The 22,705-nt window shown below is 55.5% G+C and carries 27 protein-coding genes; 14 read left to right on the top strand and 13 right to left on the bottom strand.

What is annotated here, in order from left to right; translation table 11 throughout:
- The first annotated feature begins 214 nt into the window (after window positions 1–214).
- Complete coding sequence (dacB, locus tag NNN71_RS01030) at window positions 215–1,648, top strand: serine-type D-Ala-D-Ala carboxypeptidase (protein WP_271457687.1); 1,434 nt, start codon at window positions 215–217, stop codon at window positions 1,646–1,648.
- Between the two features lie 131 nt (window positions 1,649–1,779).
- Here dacB and cgtA read toward each other — a convergent pair whose 3' ends face one another.
- The 4 genes from cgtA to rplU form a co-directional block, all read right to left on the bottom strand.
- Window positions 1,780–2,955: an Obg family GTPase CgtA gene (cgtA, locus tag NNN71_RS01025; RefSeq protein WP_163447786.1), complete on the bottom strand. Its 1,176-nt coding sequence runs from the start codon at window positions 2,953–2,955 to the stop codon at window positions 1,780–1,782.
- 15 nt (window positions 2,956–2,970) lie between these two features.
- Window positions 2,971–3,936: a DMT family transporter gene (locus NNN71_RS01020; protein WP_271457686.1), complete on the bottom strand. Its 966-nt coding sequence runs from the start codon at window positions 3,934–3,936 to the stop codon at window positions 2,971–2,973.
- A gap of 113 nt (window positions 3,937–4,049) precedes the next feature.
- A complete protein-coding gene (gene rpmA, locus NNN71_RS01015; protein WP_064541895.1) occupies window positions 4,050–4,307 on the bottom strand; it encodes a 50S ribosomal protein L27 in 258 nt (85 codons plus the stop codon).
- A gap of 19 nt (window positions 4,308–4,326) precedes the next feature.
- Window positions 4,327–4,638 (bottom strand): 50S ribosomal protein L21, encoded by a 312-nt coding sequence (gene rplU / locus NNN71_RS01010; protein WP_003025032.1) that lies wholly within the window; start codon window positions 4,636–4,638, stop codon window positions 4,327–4,329.
- Window positions 4,639–4,894: 256 nt separating this feature from the next.
- On the opposite strand from rplU, the gene ispB reads away from it, so the two are divergent.
- Complete coding sequence (ispB, locus tag NNN71_RS01005; RefSeq protein ID WP_271457685.1) at window positions 4,895–5,866, top strand: octaprenyl diphosphate synthase; 972 nt, start codon at window positions 4,895–4,897, stop codon at window positions 5,864–5,866.
- Between the two features lie 187 nt (window positions 5,867–6,053).
- Window positions 6,054–6,326, top strand: a complete 273-nt coding sequence (sfsB, locus tag NNN71_RS01000; protein WP_271457684.1) for a DNA-binding transcriptional regulator SfsB — start codon at window positions 6,054–6,056, stop codon at window positions 6,324–6,326.
- Between the two features lie 49 nt (window positions 6,327–6,375).
- On the opposite strand, the gene murA is transcribed toward sfsB, so the two are convergent.
- The 7 genes from murA to mlaF form a co-directional block, all read right to left on the bottom strand.
- Entirely contained in the window at window positions 6,376–7,635 is a 1,260-nt protein-coding gene (murA, locus tag NNN71_RS00995; protein ID WP_163447782.1) for a UDP-N-acetylglucosamine 1-carboxyvinyltransferase, read from the bottom strand.
- A gap of 65 nt (window positions 7,636–7,700) precedes the next feature.
- Window positions 7,701–7,955, bottom strand: a complete 255-nt coding sequence (ibaG, locus tag NNN71_RS00990) for a BolA family iron metabolism protein IbaG (RefSeq protein ID WP_064541877.1) — start codon at window positions 7,953–7,955, stop codon at window positions 7,701–7,703.
- A gap of 137 nt (window positions 7,956–8,092) precedes the next feature.
- Window positions 8,093–8,383: a lipid asymmetry maintenance protein MlaB gene (gene mlaB, locus NNN71_RS00985; protein WP_249022692.1), complete on the bottom strand. Its 291-nt coding sequence runs from the start codon at window positions 8,381–8,383 to the stop codon at window positions 8,093–8,095.
- On the bottom strand, window positions 8,383–9,018 hold the full coding sequence (mlaC, locus tag NNN71_RS00980) for a phospholipid-binding protein MlaC (protein WP_163447780.1): 636 nt from the start codon (window positions 9,016–9,018) through the stop codon (window positions 8,383–8,385). Before mlaC ends, mlaB begins: the two co-directional genes overlap by 1 nt.
- An 18-nt stretch (window positions 9,019–9,036) precedes the next feature.
- Entirely contained in the window at window positions 9,037–9,591 is a 555-nt protein-coding gene (gene mlaD / locus NNN71_RS00975) for an outer membrane lipid asymmetry maintenance protein MlaD (RefSeq protein ID WP_271457683.1), read from the bottom strand.
- Between the two features lie 4 nt (window positions 9,592–9,595).
- Window positions 9,596–10,378 carry a lipid asymmetry maintenance ABC transporter permease subunit MlaE gene (mlaE, locus tag NNN71_RS00970; RefSeq protein ID WP_163447778.1) on the bottom strand — a complete coding sequence of 261 codons (783 nt, stop codon included), beginning with the start codon at window positions 10,376–10,378 and terminating at the stop codon, window positions 9,596–9,598.
- A gap of 7 nt (window positions 10,379–10,385) precedes the next feature.
- Window positions 10,386–11,198 (bottom strand): phospholipid ABC transporter ATP-binding protein MlaF, encoded by an 813-nt coding sequence (gene mlaF / locus NNN71_RS00965; protein ID WP_163447777.1) that lies wholly within the window; start codon window positions 11,196–11,198, stop codon window positions 10,386–10,388.
- Between the two features lie 188 nt (window positions 11,199–11,386).
- Between mlaF and NNN71_RS00960 the strand changes: the two genes are divergently transcribed.
- The 11 genes from NNN71_RS00960 to npr are packed head-to-tail and all read left to right on the top strand — an operon-like array spanning window position 11,387 to window position 19,261.
- Window positions 11,387–12,361, top strand: coding sequence for a calcium/sodium antiporter (locus NNN71_RS00960; protein ID WP_167574951.1), 975 nt, complete (start codon window positions 11,387–11,389; stop codon window positions 12,359–12,361).
- Window positions 12,362–12,375: 14 nt separating this feature from the next.
- Window positions 12,376–13,362, top strand: coding sequence for an arabinose-5-phosphate isomerase KdsD (gene kdsD / locus NNN71_RS00955; RefSeq protein WP_163447775.1), 987 nt, complete (start codon window positions 12,376–12,378; stop codon window positions 13,360–13,362).
- A gap of 15 nt (window positions 13,363–13,377) precedes the next feature.
- Window positions 13,378–13,944, top strand: coding sequence for a 3-deoxy-manno-octulosonate-8-phosphatase KdsC (gene kdsC / locus NNN71_RS00950; RefSeq protein WP_271457682.1), 567 nt, complete (start codon window positions 13,378–13,380; stop codon window positions 13,942–13,944).
- Window positions 13,941–14,516, top strand: a complete 576-nt coding sequence (gene lptC, locus NNN71_RS00945) for an LPS export ABC transporter periplasmic protein LptC (protein WP_163447773.1) — start codon at window positions 13,941–13,943, stop codon at window positions 14,514–14,516. Before kdsC ends, lptC begins: the two co-directional genes overlap by 4 nt.
- Window positions 14,485–15,039 (top strand): lipopolysaccharide ABC transporter substrate-binding protein LptA, encoded by a 555-nt coding sequence (gene lptA, locus NNN71_RS00940; RefSeq protein ID WP_064541847.1) that lies wholly within the window; start codon window positions 14,485–14,487, stop codon window positions 15,037–15,039. Before lptC ends, lptA begins: the two co-directional genes overlap by 32 nt.
- Window positions 15,040–15,045: 6 nt before the next feature.
- The gene (gene lptB / locus NNN71_RS00935; protein ID WP_064541846.1) at window positions 15,046–15,771 is read left to right on the top strand and encodes an LPS export ABC transporter ATP-binding protein; all 726 of its coding nucleotides are present in this window, start codon (window positions 15,046–15,048) and stop codon (window positions 15,769–15,771) included.
- Window positions 15,772–15,816: 45 nt separating this feature from the next.
- A complete protein-coding gene (gene rpoN / locus NNN71_RS00930) occupies window positions 15,817–17,250 on the top strand; it encodes an RNA polymerase factor sigma-54 (protein WP_223803788.1) in 1,434 nt (477 codons plus the stop codon).
- Between the two features lie 22 nt (window positions 17,251–17,272).
- On the top strand, window positions 17,273–17,560 hold the full coding sequence (gene hpf / locus NNN71_RS00925; protein ID WP_064541841.1) for a ribosome hibernation promoting factor: 288 nt from the start codon (window positions 17,273–17,275) through the stop codon (window positions 17,558–17,560).
- Between the two features lie 55 nt (window positions 17,561–17,615).
- Window positions 17,616–18,104 carry a PTS IIA-like nitrogen regulatory protein PtsN gene (gene ptsN / locus NNN71_RS00920; protein WP_035891171.1) on the top strand — a complete coding sequence of 163 codons (489 nt, stop codon included), beginning with the start codon at window positions 17,616–17,618 and terminating at the stop codon, window positions 18,102–18,104.
- A 33-nt stretch (window positions 18,105–18,137) separates the two neighbouring features.
- Window positions 18,138–18,992, top strand: a complete 855-nt coding sequence (rapZ, locus tag NNN71_RS00915) for an RNase adapter RapZ (protein WP_064541836.1) — start codon at window positions 18,138–18,140, stop codon at window positions 18,990–18,992.
- The gene (gene npr, locus NNN71_RS00910) at window positions 18,989–19,261 is read left to right on the top strand and encodes a PTS phosphocarrier protein NPr (protein WP_064541834.1); all 273 of its coding nucleotides are present in this window, start codon (window positions 18,989–18,991) and stop codon (window positions 19,259–19,261) included. Before rapZ ends, npr begins: the two co-directional genes overlap by 4 nt.
- A gap of 111 nt (window positions 19,262–19,372) precedes the next feature.
- Here npr and mtgA read toward each other — a convergent pair whose 3' ends face one another.
- The gene (gene mtgA, locus NNN71_RS00905; protein ID WP_271457681.1) at window positions 19,373–20,092 is read right to left on the bottom strand and encodes a monofunctional biosynthetic peptidoglycan transglycosylase; all 720 of its coding nucleotides are present in this window, start codon (window positions 20,090–20,092) and stop codon (window positions 19,373–19,375) included.
- 226 nt (window positions 20,093–20,318) lie between these two features.
- Window positions 20,319–22,658: an aerobic respiration two-component sensor histidine kinase ArcB gene (arcB, locus tag NNN71_RS00900; RefSeq protein WP_271457680.1), complete on the bottom strand. Its 2,340-nt coding sequence runs from the start codon at window positions 22,656–22,658 to the stop codon at window positions 20,319–20,321.
- Window positions 22,659–22,705: the final 47 nt, after the last annotated feature.

Genomic DNA, 22,705 nt, shown 5'->3' with positions numbered 1-22,705 from the left:
GGTTCGCCCCGCTCCGGCCGCTAAGCCCGCCTGGGTCGCTATCAACACCAGGCCAGAAGCAAAAGAAAACCGACCCGGGTGCGAAGCCCCAGGTCAGCAGTAATTTTTAATTTGATACGCATTTTACCCCGAAGTTCACTACGGGTCATCGTTTACTTTACAGGGCGTTGGGCCGTAGTATGACGGCTTGTTTCCAGGTTGTTAGCGCGAGATTATGCGATTTTCCAGATTTATCATCGGATTGACCACCAGTATAGCGTTTAGCGTTCAGGCCACGAATGTTGATGAGTATATCAATCAGCTTCCCGCCGGGGCCAACCTCGCGCTTTTGGTGCAGAAAGTGGGCGCACCCGCGCCGTTGATTGATTACCACGGCCAGCAGATGGCGCTACCGGCCAGTACCCAGAAGGTGCTCACCGCGCTGGCGGCCCTGCTGCAACTTGGCCCTGATTTCCGTTTTACCACCACGCTTGAGACCAAAGGCAGCGTCGATAACGGTACGCTAAAAGGCGACCTGATTGCGCGATTTGGCGGCGATCCGACGCTAAAACGCCAGGATATTCGTAATATGGTGGCGACGCTGAAAAAATCCGGCGTACAAACTATCGACGGCAACGTCCTGATCGATACCTCGATCTTTGCCAGCCACGATAAAGCGCCGGGCTGGCCATGGAACGACATGACCCAGTGCTTTAGCGCACCGCCGGCGGCGGCGATCGTAGACCGCAACTGCTTCTCCATTTCGCTCTACAGCGCGCAGAAGGCAAACGATCTGGCGTTTATTCGTATCGCCTCCTACTACCCGGTCGTTATGTTCAGCCAGGTGCGAACGCTGGCGAAAGGCTCGCCGGATGCGCAGTACTGTGAGCTGGACGTCGTCCCCGGCGATCTCAACCGCTACACGCTCACCGGCTGTCTGCCGCAGCGTGCTGACCCGCTACCGCTGGCATTTGCCATTCAGGACGGCGCCAGCTATGCCGGGGCGATCATCAAAGACGAGCTGAAGCAGGCAGGCATAACCTACACCGGTACGCTGCTACGCCAGACGCTGGTTAACGAGCCGGGTACGGTAATCGCCAGTAAGCAGTCGGCACCTTTGCACGACCTGTTGAAGATCATGCTGAAAAAATCGGACAACATGATTGCCGATACCGTGTTCCGCATGATTGGCCATGCGCGCTTTGGCGTGCCGGGCACCTGGCGCGCGGGATCCGATGCGGTGCGGCAGATCCTGCGCCAGCAGGCAGGCGTCGATCTTGGCAACACGATTATCGCCGACGGCTCCGGCCTGTCGCGCCACAATCTGATCTCGCCAGCCACGATGATGCAAGCGCTACAGTACATCGCCCAGCATGATAACGAGCTGAACTTTATCTCAATGCTGCCGCTTGCCGGCCATGATGGTTCGCTCCAGTACCGTGCGGGCCTGCATCAGGCGGGCGTCGATGGCAAAGTCTCGGCCAAAACCGGCTCACTGCAGGGTGTGTATAACCTGGCAGGCTTCATCACCACCGCCAGCGGGCAGCGTATGGCCTTTGTGCAGTATCTGTCGGGCTACGCGGTGCCGCCTGCCGATCAGCGTAACCGCCGTATTCCGCTGGTGCGATTTGAGAGTCGGTTGTACAAAGACATCTATCAGAACAACTGATTGTGATGCTGCCGGATGGCGCTTGCGCTTATCCGGTCTACGTCCCATATAAACAAAACGGGCCGCATTTGCGGCCCGTTGAATATTCCAGGCCGGATAAGACGCGTCAGCGTCGCCATCCGGCACGAGGATTAACGCTTGTAGATGAACTCAACGCCTTCTTCGTCATCTTCATCCCAATCGTCGTCCCACTCTTCGTCTTCAGCTTCTGCGGCGACTTCGTCAAGCTGCTGACGGTGGTAATCGTCCCACATGAACTCAACTTTCTCTGGCTGTTTCGCTTCTTCCTCCTGAGCAATTGGGTTCTCAATGATGAAGTTCATCACGTCCCAGCACAGGTCTTTGACACCCACCTGGCTTGCCGCGGAAATCAGGTAGTACTTGTCTTCCCAGCCCATCGCTTCCGCAATCGCTTTAGCTTTAGCTTCGGCTTCCGCTTTGTCCATGGTGTCAATTTTGTTGAACAGCAGCCAGCGTGGCTTATTCGCCAGTTTCTCGCTGTATTTCTCCAGCTCACCAATGATGATTTTCGCGTTCTCAGCCGGATCGGAGCCGTCGATCGGATCGATATCGATGATGTGCAGCAGCACGCGGCAGCGCTCAAGGTGCTTCAGGAAGCGAATACCGAGGCCCGCGCCTTCGGATGCGCCTTCAATCAGCCCCGGGATATCGGCAATGACGAAGCTCTTCTCGTTATCGACGCGGACCACGCCAAGGCTCGGCACCAGCGTGGTAAACGGATAGTCCGCCACTTTCGGCTTCGCTGCGGAGACGGCGCGGATAAAGGTCGATTTACCGGCGTTCGGCATCCCCAACATCCCCACGTCCGCCAGTAGCATCAGCTCCAGCTGCAGATCGCGCTTGTCGCCCGGGGTACCCATGGTTTTCTGACGCGGGGTACGGTTTACGGACGATTTAAAACGGGTGTTGCCCAGACCATGCCAGCCGCCCTTAGCCACCATCAGACGCTGACCGTGCTTGGTCATGTCGCCCATGGTTTCACCGGTGCCCTGATCGATAACACGCGTACCGACCGGTACCTTGATGGTCACGTCTTTACCGCGTTTACCGGTGCAGTCGCGGCTTGCGCCGTTCTGACCACGCTCAGCGCGGAAGGATTTTTCAAAACGGTAGTCGATCAGGGTATTCAGGTTCTCGTCGGCTTCCATCCATACGTCGCCGCCGTCACCGCCGTCACCGCCGTCCGGGCCGCCTTTCGGAATATATTTTTCACGGCGGAAGCTCACGCAACCATTACCGCCATCACCTGCTACGACCAGGATCGTTGCTTCATCAACAAACTTCATTTTACTCTCCGTAAATCATTCGCCTGCGCGGGGTAACGGAACAACCGCTTCACGCTTACGCCACCGCCCCCATAGACGATGACCAATGGCGGAATACATCGCGCCCGCAACCACGACAAACGCACCGAGGTAACCTAAAAGGTTCAACATCGGTCTGGCGAAGAAATCGGGCCAGGCCATTGATAATAAATCTGAAAATAACAGAGTGAACAGCGGAGTCAGTGTGACTAACGCGCTCACCTGTGCCGCCTGCCAGCGCGCCATGGCTTCCGCCAGCGCCCCATAGCCGACCAGTGTGTTCAGACCACAAAAGATCAGACAGGCTAACTGCCAGTCGTTCAGTTGCCCGATAACCTCAGGCTTCGCTAACGGCAGCAGTGCAATCGTACATAAAGTGTACAATAAAAAGAGGATCTGCTGTGACGCCATCCGCCGCAATAACACCTTTTGCGCGACGCCGTAACTCACCCAGACCATCGCCGCACCGACACCAAAGATAACGCCCCAGGTGTAATCGGTCAGGCGGGTAAAAATTTCGATCAGGCTGGTGTTAAAGAACATCACCAGCCCGCAAATCAGCATGGTCGCGCCAATAATCTGCGTACCGCGCATCTTCTCTTTGAGGATAAAGACGCTTGCTACCATCATACCAACGGGAGAAAGCTGGCCAATCACCTGTGACGCCGTTGGGCTAACATACTGAAGCGATGAGCTAAACAGCACGAAGTTGCCAAACAGCCCGCCGGTGGCGATCAGCAGCAGGACCAGCCAACGCGGGTCACGGAAGAGCCGCAGGGATGGCAGCTTGCGCTTCCAGGTCAGGATGAGCCCCAGACCACAGCTCGCCATCAGAAAGCGGTAGAAAACGACGGTAGGCGGTTCCATGACTTCCAGAACCTGCTTCATCGCAATTGGCAATGCTCCCCAACAAACCGCCGTGGTGAGCGCCAACACAATACCTATGCCCGCCTGTTGCTTCATACCGGATTTCCTACCCTGAAACAGCGCTACAGACCATCATTTACCTGGCGTCGAATGTAAAAAGCCCCGCAACGTGTTGCGGGGCTTTTATCCGTTACCGGGACGCGAATAACTTATTCAGCAACGATGCTGATATATTTACGGTTATTCGGACCTTTAACTTCAAATTTCACTTTACCGTCTGCTTTAGCAAACAGAGTGTGGTCTTTGCCGCAACCAACGTTGGAGCCAGCGTGGAATTTGGTACCACGTTGACGAACGATGATGCTACCAGCCAGAACTGTTTCACCGCCGAAGCGTTTTACGCCCAGACGTTTAGCTTCTGAATCGCGACCGTTACGAGTCGAGCCGCCAGCCTTTTTATGTGCCATTTAATCTGCTCCCCTTAACTTAAGCGCTGATGCCAGTGATTTTCACATCAGTGAACCACTGACGATGGCCCTGCTGCTTACGGTAGTGTTTACGACGACGAAACTTAACGATTTTAACTTTCTCGCCACGACCGTGAGCAACAACTTCAGCTTTGATAACGCCGCCATCAACGAAAGGAACGCCGATTTTGACTTCTTCACCGTTTGCGATCATCAGAACTTCAGCGAATTCAACAGATTCGCCAGTTGCGATGTCCAGCTTTTCCAGGCGAACGGTCTGACCTTCGCTTACTCGGTGTTGTTTACCACCACTTTGGAAAACCGCGTACATATAAACTCCGCTTCCGCGCACATCTTCGTGTGATTCAGAGTGCGCTATAAATATTCACAATAGGGCGCGAATATTACGCAAAACGCGAGCCTTTGACAAGTGCTACCATCAATAGATGCAGAAAAAAAACACAACGCGCACGGCAACGTTTATCTGTCGCGTTTTTTCAGTACAATCGTAGCTACAACTCTAACGTAAAACCTTCGTTATCCCGTATGGATAAGTGGTAAACAGGACATTAAGCCCGGCTTTTGCGATGAATTTACAAAAAATCAATGATTTAACCGCGCAGGATATGGCGGGAGTCAATGCGACGATTCTTGAGCAGCTCAACTCGGACGTCCAGTTGATCAACCAGCTAGGCTATTACATCGTTAGCGGCGGCGGAAAACGGATTCGTCCTATGATCGCCGTGCTGGCCGCCCGTGCCGTTGGCTATCAGGGGAACGCCCACGTCAAGATTGCCGCGTTAATCGAATTTATTCATACCGCGACGCTCCTGCATGACGACGTCGTTGATGAGTCCGACATGCGCCGCGGCAAGGCCACAGCCAACGCCGCCTTTGGCAACGCGGCCAGCGTGCTGGTTGGCGACTTTATCTACACCCGCGCCTTCCAGATGATGACCAGCCTCGGTTCGCTGAAGGTGCTGGAAGTTATGTCTGAAGCGGTCAACGTCATTGCAGAAGGTGAAGTCCTTCAGCTCATGAACGTCAACGATCCGGACATCACCGAAGAGAACTACATGCGTGTGATCTACAGCAAGACCGCACGTCTGTTCGAAGCCGCCGCCCAATGTTCCGGTCTGCTGGCTGGCTGTACGCCGGAGCAGGAAAAAGGTTTACAGGATTATGGCCGCTACCTGGGTACCGCCTTCCAACTGATCGACGACCTGCTCGACTACAGCGCCGATGGCGAAACGCTGGGTAAAAACGTTGGCGATGACCTCAACGAAGGCAAACCAACGCTGCCGCTGCTGCATGCCATGCGCAACGGCACGCCGGAGCAAGCGCAGCTGATTCGTGGCGCTATCGAACAAGGTAATGGCCGACATCTGCTGGAACCGGTGCTGGAAGCGATGGCCGCCTGCGGCTCGCTGGAATGGACACGCCAGCGAGCCGAAGAAGAAGCCGATAAAGCGATTGCCGCCCTGGCGCCGCTGCCTGATACCCAATGGCGCGATGCGCTTATTGGCCTCGCTCATATGGCTGTCCAACGCGATCGCTAATCCCTCTCCCGCGCAATGCGCGGGAAAGCTCCCAAAAACTCCAGATAACGTTATTAAGCGCCTGTAAATTGACGTTTTCCTAATTTATCATAACTTATACGAACTTTTTAGAATCTTCCTGGAAAGAACGTTACAGTACATTCCTCATCCAACATGACGATTTAAACTGCGCTCTCAGGGAGGAAGTATGGATAAATTAATCGACTGGCACCCGGCGGATATCATTGCCGGGCTGCGCAAAAAAGGCACTTCAATGGCCGCAGAATCACGCAAGAATGGCCTGAGTTCATCAACACTCGCCAATGTACTCTCACGCCCCTGGCCTAAGGGCGAAGTGATTATTGCAAAAGTGCTGGAGACGGAGCCATGGGTCATCTGGCCGTCACGATATCACGATCCGGTCACTCATGAGTTTATCGATAGAACGCAGGCGATGCGCCAGCCAAAGAAAGATCAATAGCGAGGGAGAACGCCCCCCTGACCCGGAGGGCGTTTAACAACGGCAGCGATTACTCGCCTTTTACGCGTTCGATATTGGCGCCGAGCGCGCGCAGCTTATCTTCAATGCGTTCGTAACCGCGGTCAATGTGATAGATGCGGTCAACGATAGTGGTGCCCTGAGCAATACAGCCCGCCAGCACGAGGCTTGCGGATGCGCGCAGGTCGGTTGCCATCACCTGCGCGCCAGAAAGCTGCTCAACGCCGTGGCAAATCGCGGTGTTGCTTTCGATTTCCGCACGCGCGCCCATACGGATCAGTTCCGGAATGTGCATGAAACGGTTTTCGAAGACCGTTTCCGTGATCACGCCGGTTCCTTCCGCTACCATGTTCAGCAGGGTGAACTGCGCCTGCATGTCGGTCGGGAACGCCGGATGCGGCGCAGTACGCACGTTCACCGCTTTCGGACGTTTGCCGTGCATATCAAGGCTAATCCAGTCTTCGCCGACTTCGATATCCGCACCGGCTTCGCGCAGCTTGGCCAGCACCGCATCCAGCGTATCCGGCTGGGCGTTGCGGCAGACAATTTTGCCGCCGGAGATCGCCGCCGCCACCAGGAAGGTGCCGGTTTCAATACGGTCAGGCAGGACGCGATACACGCCGCCGCCCAGGCGTTTCACGCCTTCGATGGTGATGCGATCGGTACCCTGCCCGGTCACTTTCGCGCCCATCGCGTTCAGGAAGTTCGCCGTATCGACGATTTCCGGCTCGCGCGCGGCGTTTTCAATGACAGTGGTCCCTTCCGCCAGCGTTGCCGCTGTCATAATGGTGACGGTCGCGCCGACGCTGACCATATCCATAACGATATGCGCGCCTTTCAGACGACCATTAACGGACGCCTTGACGTAGCCTTCTTCCAGCTTAATTTCTGCGCCTAACTGCTCAAGACCAGAGATGTGCAGGTCGACCGGACGCGCACCGATAGTGCAACCACCCGGCAGAGAAACCTGACCCTGGCCAAAACGCGCCACCAGCGGCCCCAGCGCCCAGATAGAGGCGCGCATGGTTTTCACCAGGTCGTAAGGTGCGCAAAATACGTTGACCGAGCCGGCATCAATCCATACAGAACCGTTACGCTCAACCTTCGCACCCAGCTGCGTCAGCAGCTTCATGGAGGTGTCGACATCTTTCAGCTTCGGTACGTTCTGGATCTCTACCGGGTCTTCTGCCAGCAAAGCGGCAAAAAGAATCGGCAGGGCAGCATTTTTGGCGCCGCTAATGGTGACCTCGCCCTGAAGGCGGGTTGGCCCCTGCACACGAAATTTATCCATCAAATCTAATCTCTGTTAATTATTCACGTTCGCCACCGGGAAAGCGTTACCGCTTTCCCCATGGCTCAAAAACCGTTGAGTTTGCGATCGCGCGCCCACTCTTGCGGGGTATACGCTTTGATCGACAGGGCATGAATGCGGTTGTCCGCAAGATACTCCATCAGCGGGCCATAGATAGTCTGCTGCTTCTTAACCCGGCTCATGCCCTCAAACATCTCACCCACGGCAATCACCTGGAAGTGGCTACCGTCGCCAGAAACGAGAACTTCCTGAAGGGAGAGTGCATTCATCAGCACGGTCTGAATTTCATTATTTTCCATAGGTTCACATTTCATTTGAGAGTGAAAACAGCCCCACATCTTAGAGGAAAGTGACGCAGTCTTAAACAAGCAAAAAGCCCCATCGTTAAGATTGATGGGGCTTTAGGAACATTAGCAGCAATAACGTGCTGAAATTTTTAAGGGATCATATCTTCAGGCAGATTATACAACCGTTTCAGCGTCGCCACTTTTTCACTCACGCCTTCCAGGCGTACCTTGCGGCCCTGGGAATGAATCAGGTCAACCAGGTGCACTAACAGCGCCAGGCCTGCCGTATCGACGCGGCTAAGGCCATTGAGGTCGATTACCGAAACACCCTGCGTGGCTTCATTTCTGGCGTCCCACAGGGGCACCAGAAAGTCCTGATCCAGTTCGCCAAGCAGCGTCAGGCGTTCGCCATCGCGCGTCCAGCTAAGCTCTTCAGCCATTATTTTTTCTGTTCCAGGGTGATCGGCTGCGCAGAGATGGATTTCAGCTGTGCGGTCAGGCCATCAATACCTTTGGTACGCAGCAGGTCGCTCCACTCGTTCTGTTTGGTGGTGATCATGCTCACCCCTTCAGCGATCATATCGTACGCCTGCCAGTTACCCGTCTGGGTATTTTTACGCCACTGGAAGTCCAGGCGCACCGGCGGACGACCGTTCGGGTCGATGATGGTCACGCGAATAGGCACGATAGTCGCGTCGCCCAGCGGCTGTTCCGGGGCAATCTGGTAGGTCTGGCCGTGGTACATCGCCAGCGCCTGGCCGTAAGCCTGCTTCAGGTATTCACGGAAAGCGGCGAAGTAAGCTTCACGCTGTGCCGGAGTCGCATCTTTGTAGTAACGGCCCAGCACCAGCGCACCGGCGTATTTCACCTGCACGTACGGCAGCAGTTCCTGGTCGACCACGTCGCGCAGGTAGTTCGGGTTAGAACGAATCTTAGGTTGTTCATTCTTCAGACGATCGAACGTTTTCTGCGCCGCTTCGTTCATCAGCTTGTAAGGGTTAGATTGGTCTGCTGCCGTTGCGGCCGTTAGCGGGGCAATCACCAGCATGGCGACCATCAGTAAGCGTTTAAACATGTCGAGTATCTCCTGAGATTAATTCGTCGTGCCAGTTGCAGGCGTCGCCGTATCAGTATGTCCATCTGTGGATTCCTGCGCATCGCCTGAAGTCTTATTGTCGCTGCCTTTGCTGTTATAAAGGAATTGGCCAATAAGATCTTCCAGCACCATCGCCGATTTGGTGTCCTGAATGATGCCGCCGTCTTTAAGAATAGACGTTCCCAGCTCAGGGTCTTCAAAACCGACGTTCAGCGCCAGATACTGTTCCCCCAGCAGACCGGAAGTGCGAATCGCCAGCGAACTGGTATCCGGAATGTGGTTGTAGCGATCTTCAATGTCGAGGGCCACACGAGGTAAATAGGTTTTTGGATCGAGGGTAATGTCCGCCACGCGGCCAATCACCACGCCGCCAATGCGCACCGGCGAGCGCGCCTTCAGGCCGCCGATGTTATCGAAGGTGGCGTAAATGCGGTAGGTTGGCTCTGATTTCATCGACGAAACGTCCGCTGCCTTCAGGCAGACAAACAGTGCCGCCAGCAGGGCCACCAGCAGGAAAATACCGACCCAGATTTCACTCTTTTTCGTTTGCATTCACTCAATTCCCAAACATCAGTGCCGTCAGCACAAAGTCCAGCCCAAGAACCGCCAGCGACGAGTGCACCACGGTACGGGTGGTCGCCCGGCTGATTCCGGCAGAAGTGGGGATTGCATCGTAACCGTTAAATAACGCAATCCATGTCACCGTAATGGCGAAAACCAGGCTCTTAATCAGGCAGTTCACCAGATCGAGACGCCAGTCCACCGCATTTTGCATTGCCGACCAGAAGAACCCGGCATCAATGCCTTTCCAGCTTACGCCGACCAGCGAACCGCCCCAGATGCCCACCGCCACGAAGATAATCGTCAGCAACGGCAACGAGATGACGCCGGCCCAGAAGCGCGGAGAAATGACCCGGCGCAGCGGATCCACCGCCATCATCTCCAGACTGGAGAGCTGCTCAGTCGCGCGCATCAGGCCAATTTCCGCCGTCAGCGCCGAACCGGCGCGCCCGGCAAACAGCAGCGCGGCCACCACCGGCCCCAGTTCGCGCAGCAGCGACAGCGCCACCAGCATACCGAGACTGGTCTCAGCGCTATAGGTGGTCAGTACCAGGTAACCTTGCAGGCCCAGCACCATACCGATAAACACGCCCGAGACAATGATGATAACCATCGAGAGCACGCCGACGTTGTAGAGCTGACGCACCAGTAAAGGCGCATGCTTACGAAATTCCGGCTTGCCGACAACGGCATTGAATAACATTAACCCAGCTCGCCCAAACGTCGCGATGGTCTTAATCCCGCGATGTCCAAGCGCTGCCAGTGCATTTAACAACATGAGTCGATTATCTCCCTGTGCCGATGAGGTCGCGGCGATAATCGCCCGCAGGGTAACGGAACGGCACCGGGCCGTCGGCAATACCGTCGAGGAACTGACGCACTCGCGGATCGTCGTTTTCCTGCAACGACGTTGCGCTACCGTGAGCGATGATTTTGCGGTCCGCCATAATATAGGCGAAATCGGCAATGCTCAGCACTTCCGGTACGTCGTGGGAAACCACAATACAGGTGACACCCAATGCGCTGTTGAGTTCGGAAATCAGCTTCACCAGCACGCCCATGGTGATCGGATCCTGGCCGACGAAGGGTTCGTCGAACATGATCAGATCCGGTTCAAGGGCAATCGCCCTCGCCAGCGCGGCGCGTCTTGCCATCCCACCAGAAAGCTCGGACGGCATCAATTTAGCGGCGCCGCGTAAGCCAACGGCTTCCAGCTTCATCATCACCGTGCTTTTCAGCAACGGCGCGGGAAGCCGGGTATGCTCGCGAATCGGGTACGCCACATTGTCAAACACGTTCATGTCGGTAAACAGCGCGCCAGACTGGAACAGCATGCTCATCCGCTTACGCACGGTATACAGACGAGAGCGCGACATTTGCGGCACGTTCTCGCCATCAAAGAGGATCTCTCCGCTATCCGGGGGGATTTGCCCGCCAATCAGGCGTAGCAGCGTGGTCTTGCCAATCCCCGACGGTCCCATAATCGCGGTAATTTTCCCGCGCGGCACCGACAGCGAGATCTTGTCGAAGATGACCCGACTGCCACGGGTAAACGTGACGTCGTGCATATCGACCAAATTCTCGAGTTTTTGGCTCATAGGCTTACCTTTCCAGGTCCTTAAGAGGAATCATTTCCTGCTTAATTGCGCATTCTTACAGAATCCTAACCGCACGAGTTAACGAAATCTGGCATTTGTTTTACTTTTCCTGCGCATAAAGTCAAAATTAGGAATTCGTTACGTCCAGACGTGCGGACCGACGATTATACCCGAATAAAGGACTTTAGATGCTCTTAGCCACGGCTCTGTTAATTATTGGTTTACTTCTGGTGGTCTACAGCGCCGATCGCCTCGTGTACTCCGCCTCTATTTTATGCCGTGCCCTGGGAGTTCCACCGCTGATTATTGGCATGACCGTAGTCAGCATCGGCACCTCGCTGCCGGAAATTATCGTCTCCGCCGCCGCCTCCCTTCATGGTCAGGTAGACGTCGCCGTCGGCACCGCCATCGGGTCTAACATCGTCAATATATTGCTGATCCTCGGCCTGACCGCACTGTTCCACCCATTTACCGTGCATTCTGATATCCTGCGCCGCGAAATACCGCTAATGTTGGTCGTTAGCCTGCTGGCCGGGTATGTATTGTATGATGGCGAGCTCTCGTTCATGGACGGCGTCTTCCTGATTATCCTGGCAGCCTTGTGGCTGCTGTTTATCATTAAGATAGCGCGTCTGGCCGAACGCCAGGGTAACGATAAATTCACCCAGGAGCAGTTGGCCGAACTGCCGCGCGATGGCTCGCTGCCTGTCGCCTGTTTATGGCTGGGCGTGGCGCTGATTATTATGCCGATGGCGACCCGTATGGTGATTGATAACGCCACGGTGCTGGCGAACTATTTCGCCATGAGTGAGCTGACCATCGGCCTGACGATTATCGCGCTCGGCACCAGTCTGCCGGAGCTGGCGACCGCCATCGCCGGCGTGCGTAAAGGCGAAAATGATATTGCGGTCGGCAACATCATCGGCTCGAATTTCTTTAATATCGCTATCGTTCTGGGTATTCCCGCCCTTCTCGCGCCGGGTACATTTAACCCGCTCGCGTTTACCCGGGACTATGGCGTAATGGTATTGGTGAGCGTGGTCTTCGCCCTCCTGTGCTGGCGTCGTCGCCAGATAGGCCGCGGTGCTGGCTTACTGTTAATCGGCGGGTTTGTTGCGTGGCTGGCGCTGCTCTATTGGGCAACGCCGCTCTTCATCGAATGAATCGGGATAACACTATGTCGCAAATAGATTTGCAGCCAAATTTCGACTTCCAGCAGGCGGGAAGAGAAGTTCTGGAGATTGAACGGGAAGGGCTGGAGCAGCTCGATCAATACATTAATCAGGATTTCAGCAACGCCTGCGAGAAGATCTTCTACTGCGGCGGCAAAGTCGTCGTGATGGGGATGGGCAAATCCGGGCATATCGGACGTAAAATGGCGGCCACCTTTGCCAGCACCGGCACCTCTTCCTTCTTCGTCCATCCCGGCGAAGCGGCGCACGGCGATTTAGGCATGGTGACACCGCAGGATGTAGTCATCGCGCTCTCTAACTCCGGCGAGTCTAACGAAATTCTGGCGCTGATCCCGGTACTCAAGCGCCTGCGCGTGCCGCTGATCTGCATGACCAGCCGCCCGGACAGCAGCATGGGCCGCGCGGCGGATATTCATCTGTGCGTGAAAGTCCCGCGCGAAGCCTGCCCGCTTGGGCTGGCGCCGACCTCCAGCACCACCGCGGCGCTGGTTATGGGCGATGCGCTGGCCGTCGCGCTGCTGAAAGCCCGCGGCTTTACCGCCGAAGACTTTGCCCTGTCGCACCCCGGTGGCGCACTGGGTCGCAAGCTTCTGCTGCGCGTTAACGATATTATGCATACCGGCGATGAAATCCCGCACGTCAGCGAGGATGCCTCCCTGCGCGACGCACTGCTGGAAATTACCCGTAAAAATCTCGGGATGACGGCCATCTGCGATGACAATATGCAGATTAAAGGGATCTTCACCGACGGTGACCTACGACGCATCTTCGACAACGGCGCCGATCTGCGTAGCCTCGGCATCGCCGACGTGATGACGCCGGGCGGGATTCGCATTCGTCCAGGCACGCTGGCGGTCGACGCGCTGAACCTGATGCAATCACGCCATATCACCTGTGTGCTGGTTGCTGATGGCGACCATCTGCTAGGTGTGATACATATGCACGACCTACTGCGCGCAGGCGTAGTGTAATCAAGGATATAAAGAATGAGTAACGCTGTCGCATCGGTCGCCACCTGTTACGGGCCGGTGAGTCCACAATTTATCGCGAAGGCGGAGAAAATCCGCCTGTTGATCCTCGACGTCGACGGGGTGCTGTCCGACGGCCTGATTTATATGGGCAACAACGGTGAAGAGCTAAAGGCCTTTAACGTGCGCGACGGCTACGGCGTGCGCTGCGCCCTCACCTCTGGTATCGAAGTAGCGATTATTACCGGGCGAAAAGCTAAACTGTTAGAAGATCGCTGCGCTACGCTGGGTATCACGCATCTCTACCAGGGACAGTCGGATAAACTTATCGCCTATCGTGAACTGCTGGCGAAGCTGAGCCTACAGCCGGAAGAAGTCGCCTACGTGGGCGATGACCTGATCGACTGGCCGGTGATGGCAGAGATCGGCCTGAGCGTCGCGGTGGCGGATGCGCACCCGCTGCTGCTGCCGCGCGCCGATTACGTCACGCGCATTGCGGGCGGACGCGGTGCGGTACGCGAAGTCTGCGACCTGCTGCTGCTGGCGCAAGGGAAGCTCGACGAAGCCAAAGGGCAATCCATATGAGTAAAACCAGACGTTGGGTTATCATTCTGCTATCGCTGGTCGCACTTGTCCTCATCGGCCTGAATCTCGCCGACAAAGACGACAGCGGCCCGATCGCGGTAAACACTGGCGATCCAACCTATAAAAGCGAACATACCGATACGGTGGTGTACAGCCCGGAAGGCGCGCTCAGCTATCGGTTAATCGCCGAGCACGTGGAGTATTTTTCCGATCAGGGTCTGTCGTGGTTTACTCACCCCGTATTGACGACTTTTGATGCCGCGAAGGTGCCAACCTGGTCGATTAAAGCCGATAAAGCCAAGCTGACCAGCGACCGCATGCTGTATCTCTATGGGCACGTTGAAATCAACGCGCTGACAGAAGACGCACAACTGCGTAAGATTACGACGGATAATGCCCAGGTGAACCTGATAACTCAGGACGTTTCCTCTGACGATCTGGTGACGTTATACGGAACAACATTTAATTCCAGCGGCCTGAAAATGCGCGGCAATTTACGCAGCAAGAACGCCGAGCTGATTGAAAAGGTTAGAACTTCTTATGAAATCCAGAACAAACAAACTCAGCCTTAAGCTGGCGCTCGTCGCTTCTCTGCTGGCCGCCAGCCTGCCGGCAATGGCCTTAACCGGCGATACCAATCAGCCGATTCATATTGAATCCGATCAGCAGTCGTTGGATATGCAGGGCAACGTCGTGACCTTCACCGGTAACGTCGTCGTGACCCAGGGCAGCATCAAAATCAACGCCGACAAAGTGGTCGTCACCCGCCCGGCAAACCAGCAGGGTAAAGAAGTGATCGACGGCTACGGCAACCCGGCCACGTTCTACCAGATGCAGGACAACGGTAAGCCGGTGAAAGGTCGCGCGTCGAAGATGCACTATGAGCTGGCAAATGATTTCGTGGTGCTGACCGGCAATGCTTACCTTGAACAGCTGGACAGCAACATCAAGGGCGACAAAATCACCTACCTGGTGAAAGAGCAGAAAATGCAGGCGTTTAGCGACAAAGGCAAACGCGTCACCACCGTTCTGGTTCCGTCCCAGCTACAGGACAAATCCAAGGACCAGGCTCCGGCACAGAAGAAGAGTAACTAATTCGTTATGGCGACATTAACTGCAAAAAATCTGGCGAAGGCCTACAAAGGCCGCCGCGTCGTGGAAGATGTCAGTCTGACCGTCAACTCCGGTGAGATTGTGGGCCTGCTTGGGCCGAACGGCGCGGGTAAAACCACCACCTTCTACATGGTGGTCGGCATCGTGCCGCGCGATGCGGGCAATATCATCATTGATGACGAAGACATCAGCCTGCTGCCGCTGCACGCTCGTGCCCGCCGCGGTATCGGCTATCTGCCGCAGGAAGCGTCGATTTTCCGTCGTCTGAGCGTCTACGATAACCTGATGGCGGTGCTGCAGATCCGCGACGATCTCAGTAATGAGCAGCGAGAAGACCGCGCCAAAGAGCTGATGGAAGAGTTCCACATCGAACATCTGCGCGACAGTCTGGGCCAGGCGCTTTCCGGTGGTGAACGCCGCCGCGTTGAAATCGCCCGCGCGCTGGCGGCAAACCCGAAGTTTATCCTGCTGGATGAACCGTTTGCCGGCGTTGACCCGATCTCCGTTATCGACATCAAACGCATCATCGAACACCTGCGCGACAGTGGCCTCGGCGTACTGATTACCGACCATAATGTCCGTGAAACGCTGGCAGTGTGCGAACGCGCTTACATCGTCAGCCAGGGGCATCTGATTGCCCATGGGACACCTCAGGAGATCCTGGAAGACGAACATGTTAAACGCGTGTATCTTGGGGAAGACTTCAGACTCTGATAGGGTAGTGGTTATCGACGTTAGCGGGAGATATTCGTTCTGAACATGAAGCAAGGTTTGCAATTAAGGCTCAGCCAACAGCTTGCCATGACGCCCCAGTTACAGCAGGCCATTCGTCTGTTGCAATTGTCTACGCTGGAACTTCAGCAGGAACTCCAGCAGGCGCTGGAGAGCAATCCCCTGCTCGAGCAAACCGATCTTCACGATGAAGTAGAGACTCAGGAAACCGTCGATAACGAAACGCTGGACAGCGTAGACGCGCTGGAAAAGCCGGACATGCCCGAAGAGCTGCCGCTTGACGCCAGCTGGGACGAAATCTACACCGCCGGAACCCCTTCCGGTACCGGGGCGGACTATCAGGACGACGAACTGCCGGTTTATCAGGGTGAAACCACCCAGTCACTTCAGGATTACCTGATGTGGCAGGTAGAGTTAACGCCGTTTACCGATACCGACCGGGCGATCGCCACGTCGATCGTCGACGCGGTGGATGACACCGGCTACCTCACCGTCACCGTCGAAGATATCCGCGAAAGCATCGGCGACGACGAAATTGGCCTGGACGAAGTGGAAGCGGTACTTAAACGCATCCAGCGCTTCGATCCGGTCGGCGTAGCCGCCAAAGATCTCCGCGATTGTCTGCTGATCCAGCTGTCACAATTTTCAGCAGACACGCCGCGTCTGGATGAAGCGCGCCTGATTATCAGCGATCATCTCGATCTGCTCGCTAACCACGATTTCCGCTCGCTGATGCGGGTCACCCGCCTGAAAGAAGACGTACTGAAAGAAGCGGTCGATCTGATCCAATCGCTGGATCCGCGCCCGGGCCAATCGATCCAAACCGGTGAACCGGAGTATGTGATTCCAGACGTACTGGTGCGCAAGGTCAACGATCGCTGGGTGGTCGAGCTGAACGCCGACAGCATTCCGCGTCTGCAGATTAACCAGCATTACGCGGGCATGTGCAACAACGCTCGCAACGACGCCGACAGCCAGTTTATTCGCAGCAACCTGCAAGAGGCAAAATGGCTGATCAAGAGTCTTGAGAGCCGCAACGATACGCTGCTGCGCGTCAGCCGCTGCATCGTCGAGCAACAGCAGGCTTTTTTCGACCTTGGCGAAGAGTACATGAAACCGATGGTGCTGGCTGACATCGCCCAGACCGTCGAGATGCACGAGTCCACCATTTCGCGTGTTACCACGCAGAAGTATTTGCATAGCCCACGGGGCATTTTCGAGCTTAAATATTTCTTCTCCAGCCACGTCAGCACCGAGGGCGGCGGCGAAGCCTCGTCCACGGCCATTCGGGCGCTGGTTAAGAAATTGATTGCCGCGGAGAATCCCGCGAAACCACTGAGCGACAGTAAGCTGACCACCATGCTCTCTGAACAGGGTATCATGGTGGCAAGGCGCACCGTTGCAAAGTACCGAGAGTCTTTATCCATTCCGCCGTCTAACCAGCGTAAACAACTGGTCTGACACAACTGATAAGGAAGACACTATGCAGCTCAACATCACTGGACACAACGTCGAGATCACCGAGCCGATGCGCGAATTCGTGACCACGAAATTCAGCAAGCTGGAGCAGTATTTCGAGAGGATCAATCAGGTCCATATTGTGTTAAAGGTGGAGAAACTGACGCACATCTCGGATGCGACATTGCACGTGAACGGCGGCGAACTTCATGCCAGCGCGGAAGGGCAGGATATGTATGCCGCCATCGACGGTTTGATCGATAAACTGGCGAGACAGTTAACCAAGCACAAAGATAAACTAAAACAACATTGATTGTCCGAGCGATCGCCCGATATGCCTGCATATCGGGCGATGCTTAGGTGAAATTATGACAAATAACGATTCGGCTCTACAACTGAGCAATGTCCTTAACCAGGAATGTACCCGCAGTGCTGTGCACTGTCAGAGTAAAAAACGTGCGCTGGAAATCATCAGCGAGCTGGCGGCGAAACAGCTTAGCCTGCCGCCGCAGGTGGTGTTCGAAGCCATTCTGACCCGTGAAAAAATGGGCAGTACCGGCATCGGCAACGGCATCGCCATTCCTCACGGCAAGCTCGAAGAAGATACGCTGCGTGCGGTCGGTGTGTTCGTGCAACTCGAAACGCCAATCGCCTTCGACGCTATCGACAACCAGCCAGTCGATTTACTCTTTGCGCTGCTGGTGCCGGCTGACCAGACTAAAACCCATCTGCATACGCTTTCCCTGGTGGCAAAACGTCTGGCAGATAAAACCATTTGCCGCCGCTTGCGCGCCGCGCAGAGCGACGAAGAGCTGTATCAAATCATCACCGATACGGAAACCCACGATGATGCGTAATGGACATCACATCGTACTGAGGAGAAACGGTACATGGTACTGATGATCGTCAGCGGCCGCTCTGGCTCGGGAAAATCAGTGGCCCTGAGGGCGCTGGAAGATATGGGCTTCTACTGCGTTGATAACCTGCCGGTGGTGTTGCTACCGGAGCTGGCAAAGACGCTGGCCGACCGTGAAATCTCGGCGGCCGTGAGCATCGACGTGCGTAACATGCCTGAAACCCCGGAAATCTTCGAACGGGCAATGGAAAACCTGCCGGAGAACTTTTCCCCGCAGCTGCTGTTCCTCGACGCCGACCGCAACACGCTGATTCGCCGCTACAGCGACACTCGCCGCCTGCACCCGCTCTCCAGCAAGAACCTGTCGCTGGAAAGCGCGATTGATGAAGAGAGCAACCTGCTGGAGCCGCTGCGCTCTCGCGCCGACCTGATTGTCGACACCTCCGAGATGTCTGTTCACGAGCTGGCAGAAATGCTGCGCACCCGTCTGCTGGGCAAACGCGAGCGTGAGCTAACGATGGTGTTCGAATCCTTCGGCTTCAAGCACGGTATTCCTATCGATGCCGATTACGTCTTTGACGTGCGCTTCCTGCCAAACCCGCACTGGGATCCGAAACTGCGCCCAATGACCGGCCTCGATAAACCGGTTGCCGCGTTCCTCGACAGGCACACGGAAGTTCACAACTTTATTTACCAGACCCGCAGCTATCTTGAGCTATGGTTACCTATGCTGGAAACCAACAACCGTAGCTATCTGACGGTTGCGATTGGCTGTACCGGCGGTAAGCACCGTTCGGTCTATGTTGCCGAACAGCTGGCTGACTACTTCCGCTCGCGCGGTAAGAACGTGCAATCTCGTCATCGGACGCTGGAAAAACGCAAATCATGACCGTAAAGCAGACCGTGGAAATCACCAACAAGCTGGGCATGCATGCGCGCCCGGCGATGAAGCTGTTTGAACTGATGCAGCATTACGATGCGGAAGTGCTGCTGCGCAATGATGAAGGCACCGAAGCGGAAGCCAATAGCGTAATCGCACTGCTGATGCTGGACTCTGCCAAGGGCCGTCAGATTGAAGTGGAAGCCACCGGTCCGCAGGAAGAAGAGGCGCTCGCGGCGGTGATTGCGCTGTTTAACGCCGGGTTTGACGAAGACTAGTCGGCGCCCGGCGACAAACGCAAAGTCTGTAGGCCGGATAAGACGTTTACGCCGCCATCCGGCAATACCACGGTGCTGTGCCTGATGGCGCGATGCTTATCAGGCCAACGGTTAATACAGTTTATTATCCCGCATAAACCCCTCCCCGCCGAGCTGGCGCATCTGACGTAAAATCCACGCCTGACGGCTACGCACATACCCGGATGGGGCATTGGCTTTAAAGCGGATCGGGTTAGGCAGCACCGCGGCCAGCAGCGCGGCTTCCGCCATGGTCAGCTTGCTGGCCGGCTTGTGGAAATAGCGCTGCGACGCGGCTTCCACGCCGAAAATACCGTCGCCAAATTCAGCGATATTCAGGTAGACGGTCAAAATACGTTTCTTACTCCACACTGTCTCCATACCCAGAGTCAGGCCTGCTTCCAGCCCCTTACGCACCCAGCTACGCCCATCCCACAGGAACAGATTTTTCGCCGTCTGCTGCGACAGCGTCGAGGCACCGCGAATGCGGTTTTCGTTACGTTCGTTGTGCGCCAGCGCCTTTTCAATTGCCGACACATCAAAACCCCAGTGGTCAGGGAATTTTTGATCTTCGGCGGCAATGACCGCCAGCCCCATCCACGGTGAAATCTCATCCATGTTGACCCAGTCAGAATGGGCTACGTAGCCGAAATCCCCCGTTAACCAGGCACTCACCTGGCGCTCAATCATCACTGCGGAGAATGGCACCGGCAAAATACTGAACACTGCAATACCGCCGCCCCAGAATAGCGCCAGCATCAGCAACAGCCGCCAGGCCAGACGTTTAAGCCTGGCTATACTCCTCAAAGCCATCTTGTTCTCGCTAACTCTCTGACGCTGATTAATATTTCTGATTAATTCGTTACGCTTCACACATTTTACTGATTCACGTAACAAACATTTTAAGTTTTGCTATCTTATTGAGCGTGCAATCGTATTTCAGGTTGTGTCAAAAAAATCAAAATCATGTCAATCATCTGACGCAACCACCAGTTCCCTGGTGTTGGCGCAGTATTCGCGCACCCCGGTCAAGCCGGGGTCATTTTTTTCCTGTACTGGCAACCCACGCTTTCAGCACCGCGACGTCGTGCTGCCATTCAGATTTCATTTCTTCGACCCATTCACCAACGTTATCCCACCACGCCGGCAGATCCGGGGATTGAATCTGCTGCCCCAGCTGTTGGAGATGACGTAGCCCGACGGAACCAGCAGCGCCTTTGATTTTATGGCCTTCTTCGACAATGCCCTTTTGGTCGCGAGCGGTCAGGTTCGATTCCAGTACCGCCAGATAGCCCGGCATCATCTTCTCGAATACGGCCAGGCCATCGGTGATCAGCTTCGGCCCAACCAGTTCGATGTACTGCTCCAGCATCGCAATATCGAGCAACTGCTGCGACTTGTCGTTATCACTCTGGCTCACGGTACTCTCCTCTTCGTCTGCAGTGGTATCCCAGAACTTCTTGATCATCGCCGTCAACGCCGGAACCGAGAGCGGTTTACTCAGTACGTCGTCCATACCGGCGTCCAGATACTCTTTTTTGTCCTTCAGAACGTTCGCCGTCAGCGCCACCAGCGGCGGCAGATCATCGGCATGGTATTTGCGCGTTAGCTCGCGGGCGATGTCCAGACCGGTCATATCCGGCAGCTGAATATCCAACAGCACCAGGTCATACTCGCCGGGGGTGAACATCTCGAGCGCGGCCTTACCGGTCATCGCGACATCAACGCTGTTGCCCAGTTTTTCCAGCACCGAGCGCGCGACGATCACGTTTAACTCAATATCTTCCACCAGCAGCACGTGCAGCGCCGGCAACGGCATATCATCTTCGTCAAACGCGTCTTCCACTTCCTCAGCCACCGCCGGGGCGTGTGCTGTCAGGATGAAGGTCGAACCGTGTCCAGGTTGACTGGAAACCTCAATATCGCCACCCATACTTTTCGCCAGACGTTTCGACACGGCAAGGCCAATGCCAGTGCCGGTGGCGGGCTTGCCGCCCTCACTGTCTTTCACCTGATAATACATGGCGAAGATTTTGTCCTGCTCTTCCTGAGGGATACCGATACCGGAGTCTTCCACTTCAAAGTGCAGCATATCGCCAGCATCGTAGCGCACGCGCACGACCACGCTCCCCTCCTGAGTGAATTTAACGGCGTTGCTGATCAGGTTCCACAGAATCTGTCGCAGACGGGTACCGTCGGTAATCACTTTATGCGGCAAAGGCAGCGTCGGCTCCATCACAAAACGCAGCCCTTTTTGCTGCGCCTGCAAACCGGACAGGTTTTCGAGATCGGCAAGGAAGCCGGTAAAATCGACTTCCTGGTTATCCAGCTGAACTTTACGGCGCTCCATTTTATCCATGTCGATAATATCGTTGAAGATATTGCCCAGCGTTACCGCCGAAACGTGGATCGTTTTCAGATATTTTTCCTGCTCCGACGTCAGGTTGGTGTCGAGCAGAATGCGGCTGAGGCCAACAATGCCGTTGAGCGGGGTACGCAGTTCGTGGCTGATAGTCGAGATAAAGGTGGTTTTGTCGCGGCTGGCGCGCTCCAGCGCATCCTGATAGCGCTTGCGTTCGGTAATATCGCGACCAAAGCCCATCAGGCCATGGCGTTTACCCACGCGATCGTAGTAAGGCACTTTACGGATTTCGAAGCACGCTTTGCGCCCGTCCGGATAATCGAGCCACTGCTCGTAGGTCAGCGAGACGTTGTGACGGAAAACTTTCTCATCGGTTTCAATAACCTTTGCTGCCGCTTCGGGGGTATAGACATCTTCCGGATGCAGGTGAATCAGCTGCTTTTCACTCTTGCCAGTCAGCAGCTCCATCGCCCGGTTACAGCCGGAAAACTCTTTATCTTCATTGCGATAGAAAACCAGATCCGGCGAAGCATCGAGGAAAGAACGCAGGAAGGAGGACTGCTGTTCAAGGCGAATCTGCGTTTCCTCACGCTCCTGCACCTCAACGCGCAACTGCTCCAGCGTCGCCAGGCGCTCGGCCTCGGCTTTTTCGCGATCGCTAATTTCCTGATTAAGTTGTGAAATGTTGTCTTTAAGCTGAACGTTGAGCTTGAGGTCACGCTCACGCATCTCTTCCAGCTTTTCTACCAGCCGGGACAGGCGCTGTCGCGACTCCTCAAGCTGTTCGACCACCACAGACAGAAAATAGACCGCCCAGGGGGTGATCAGCAGGCCGAAGAAGATCGAGCGAATCACGTCGATACTTTCCACCTGGCCGTGCAGCACCATGGTGACCGCCATCTGTACCACAATCGCCAACACCACCAGCGCGAGTGCCAGCAGCAGGGAGAAACGTACCAGACCCAGCTTCATCATCAGGTCGACGTAATACTGCGCCAGCATACGGATTTGCTTCATGAGGAGTTCCTTAACGACATCATCGCTCAATAATACCCAATTCTGAG

It is taken from the genome of Kluyvera sp. Awk 3 (genome assembly GCF_028069715.1).
Taxonomy (GTDB): Bacteria; Pseudomonadota; Gammaproteobacteria; order Enterobacterales; family Enterobacteriaceae; genus Kluyvera; species Kluyvera georgiana_A.
The sequence above is the reverse complement of the archived record's forward strand: the minus strand, read 5'-3'. Positions and strand labels throughout refer to the sequence as shown.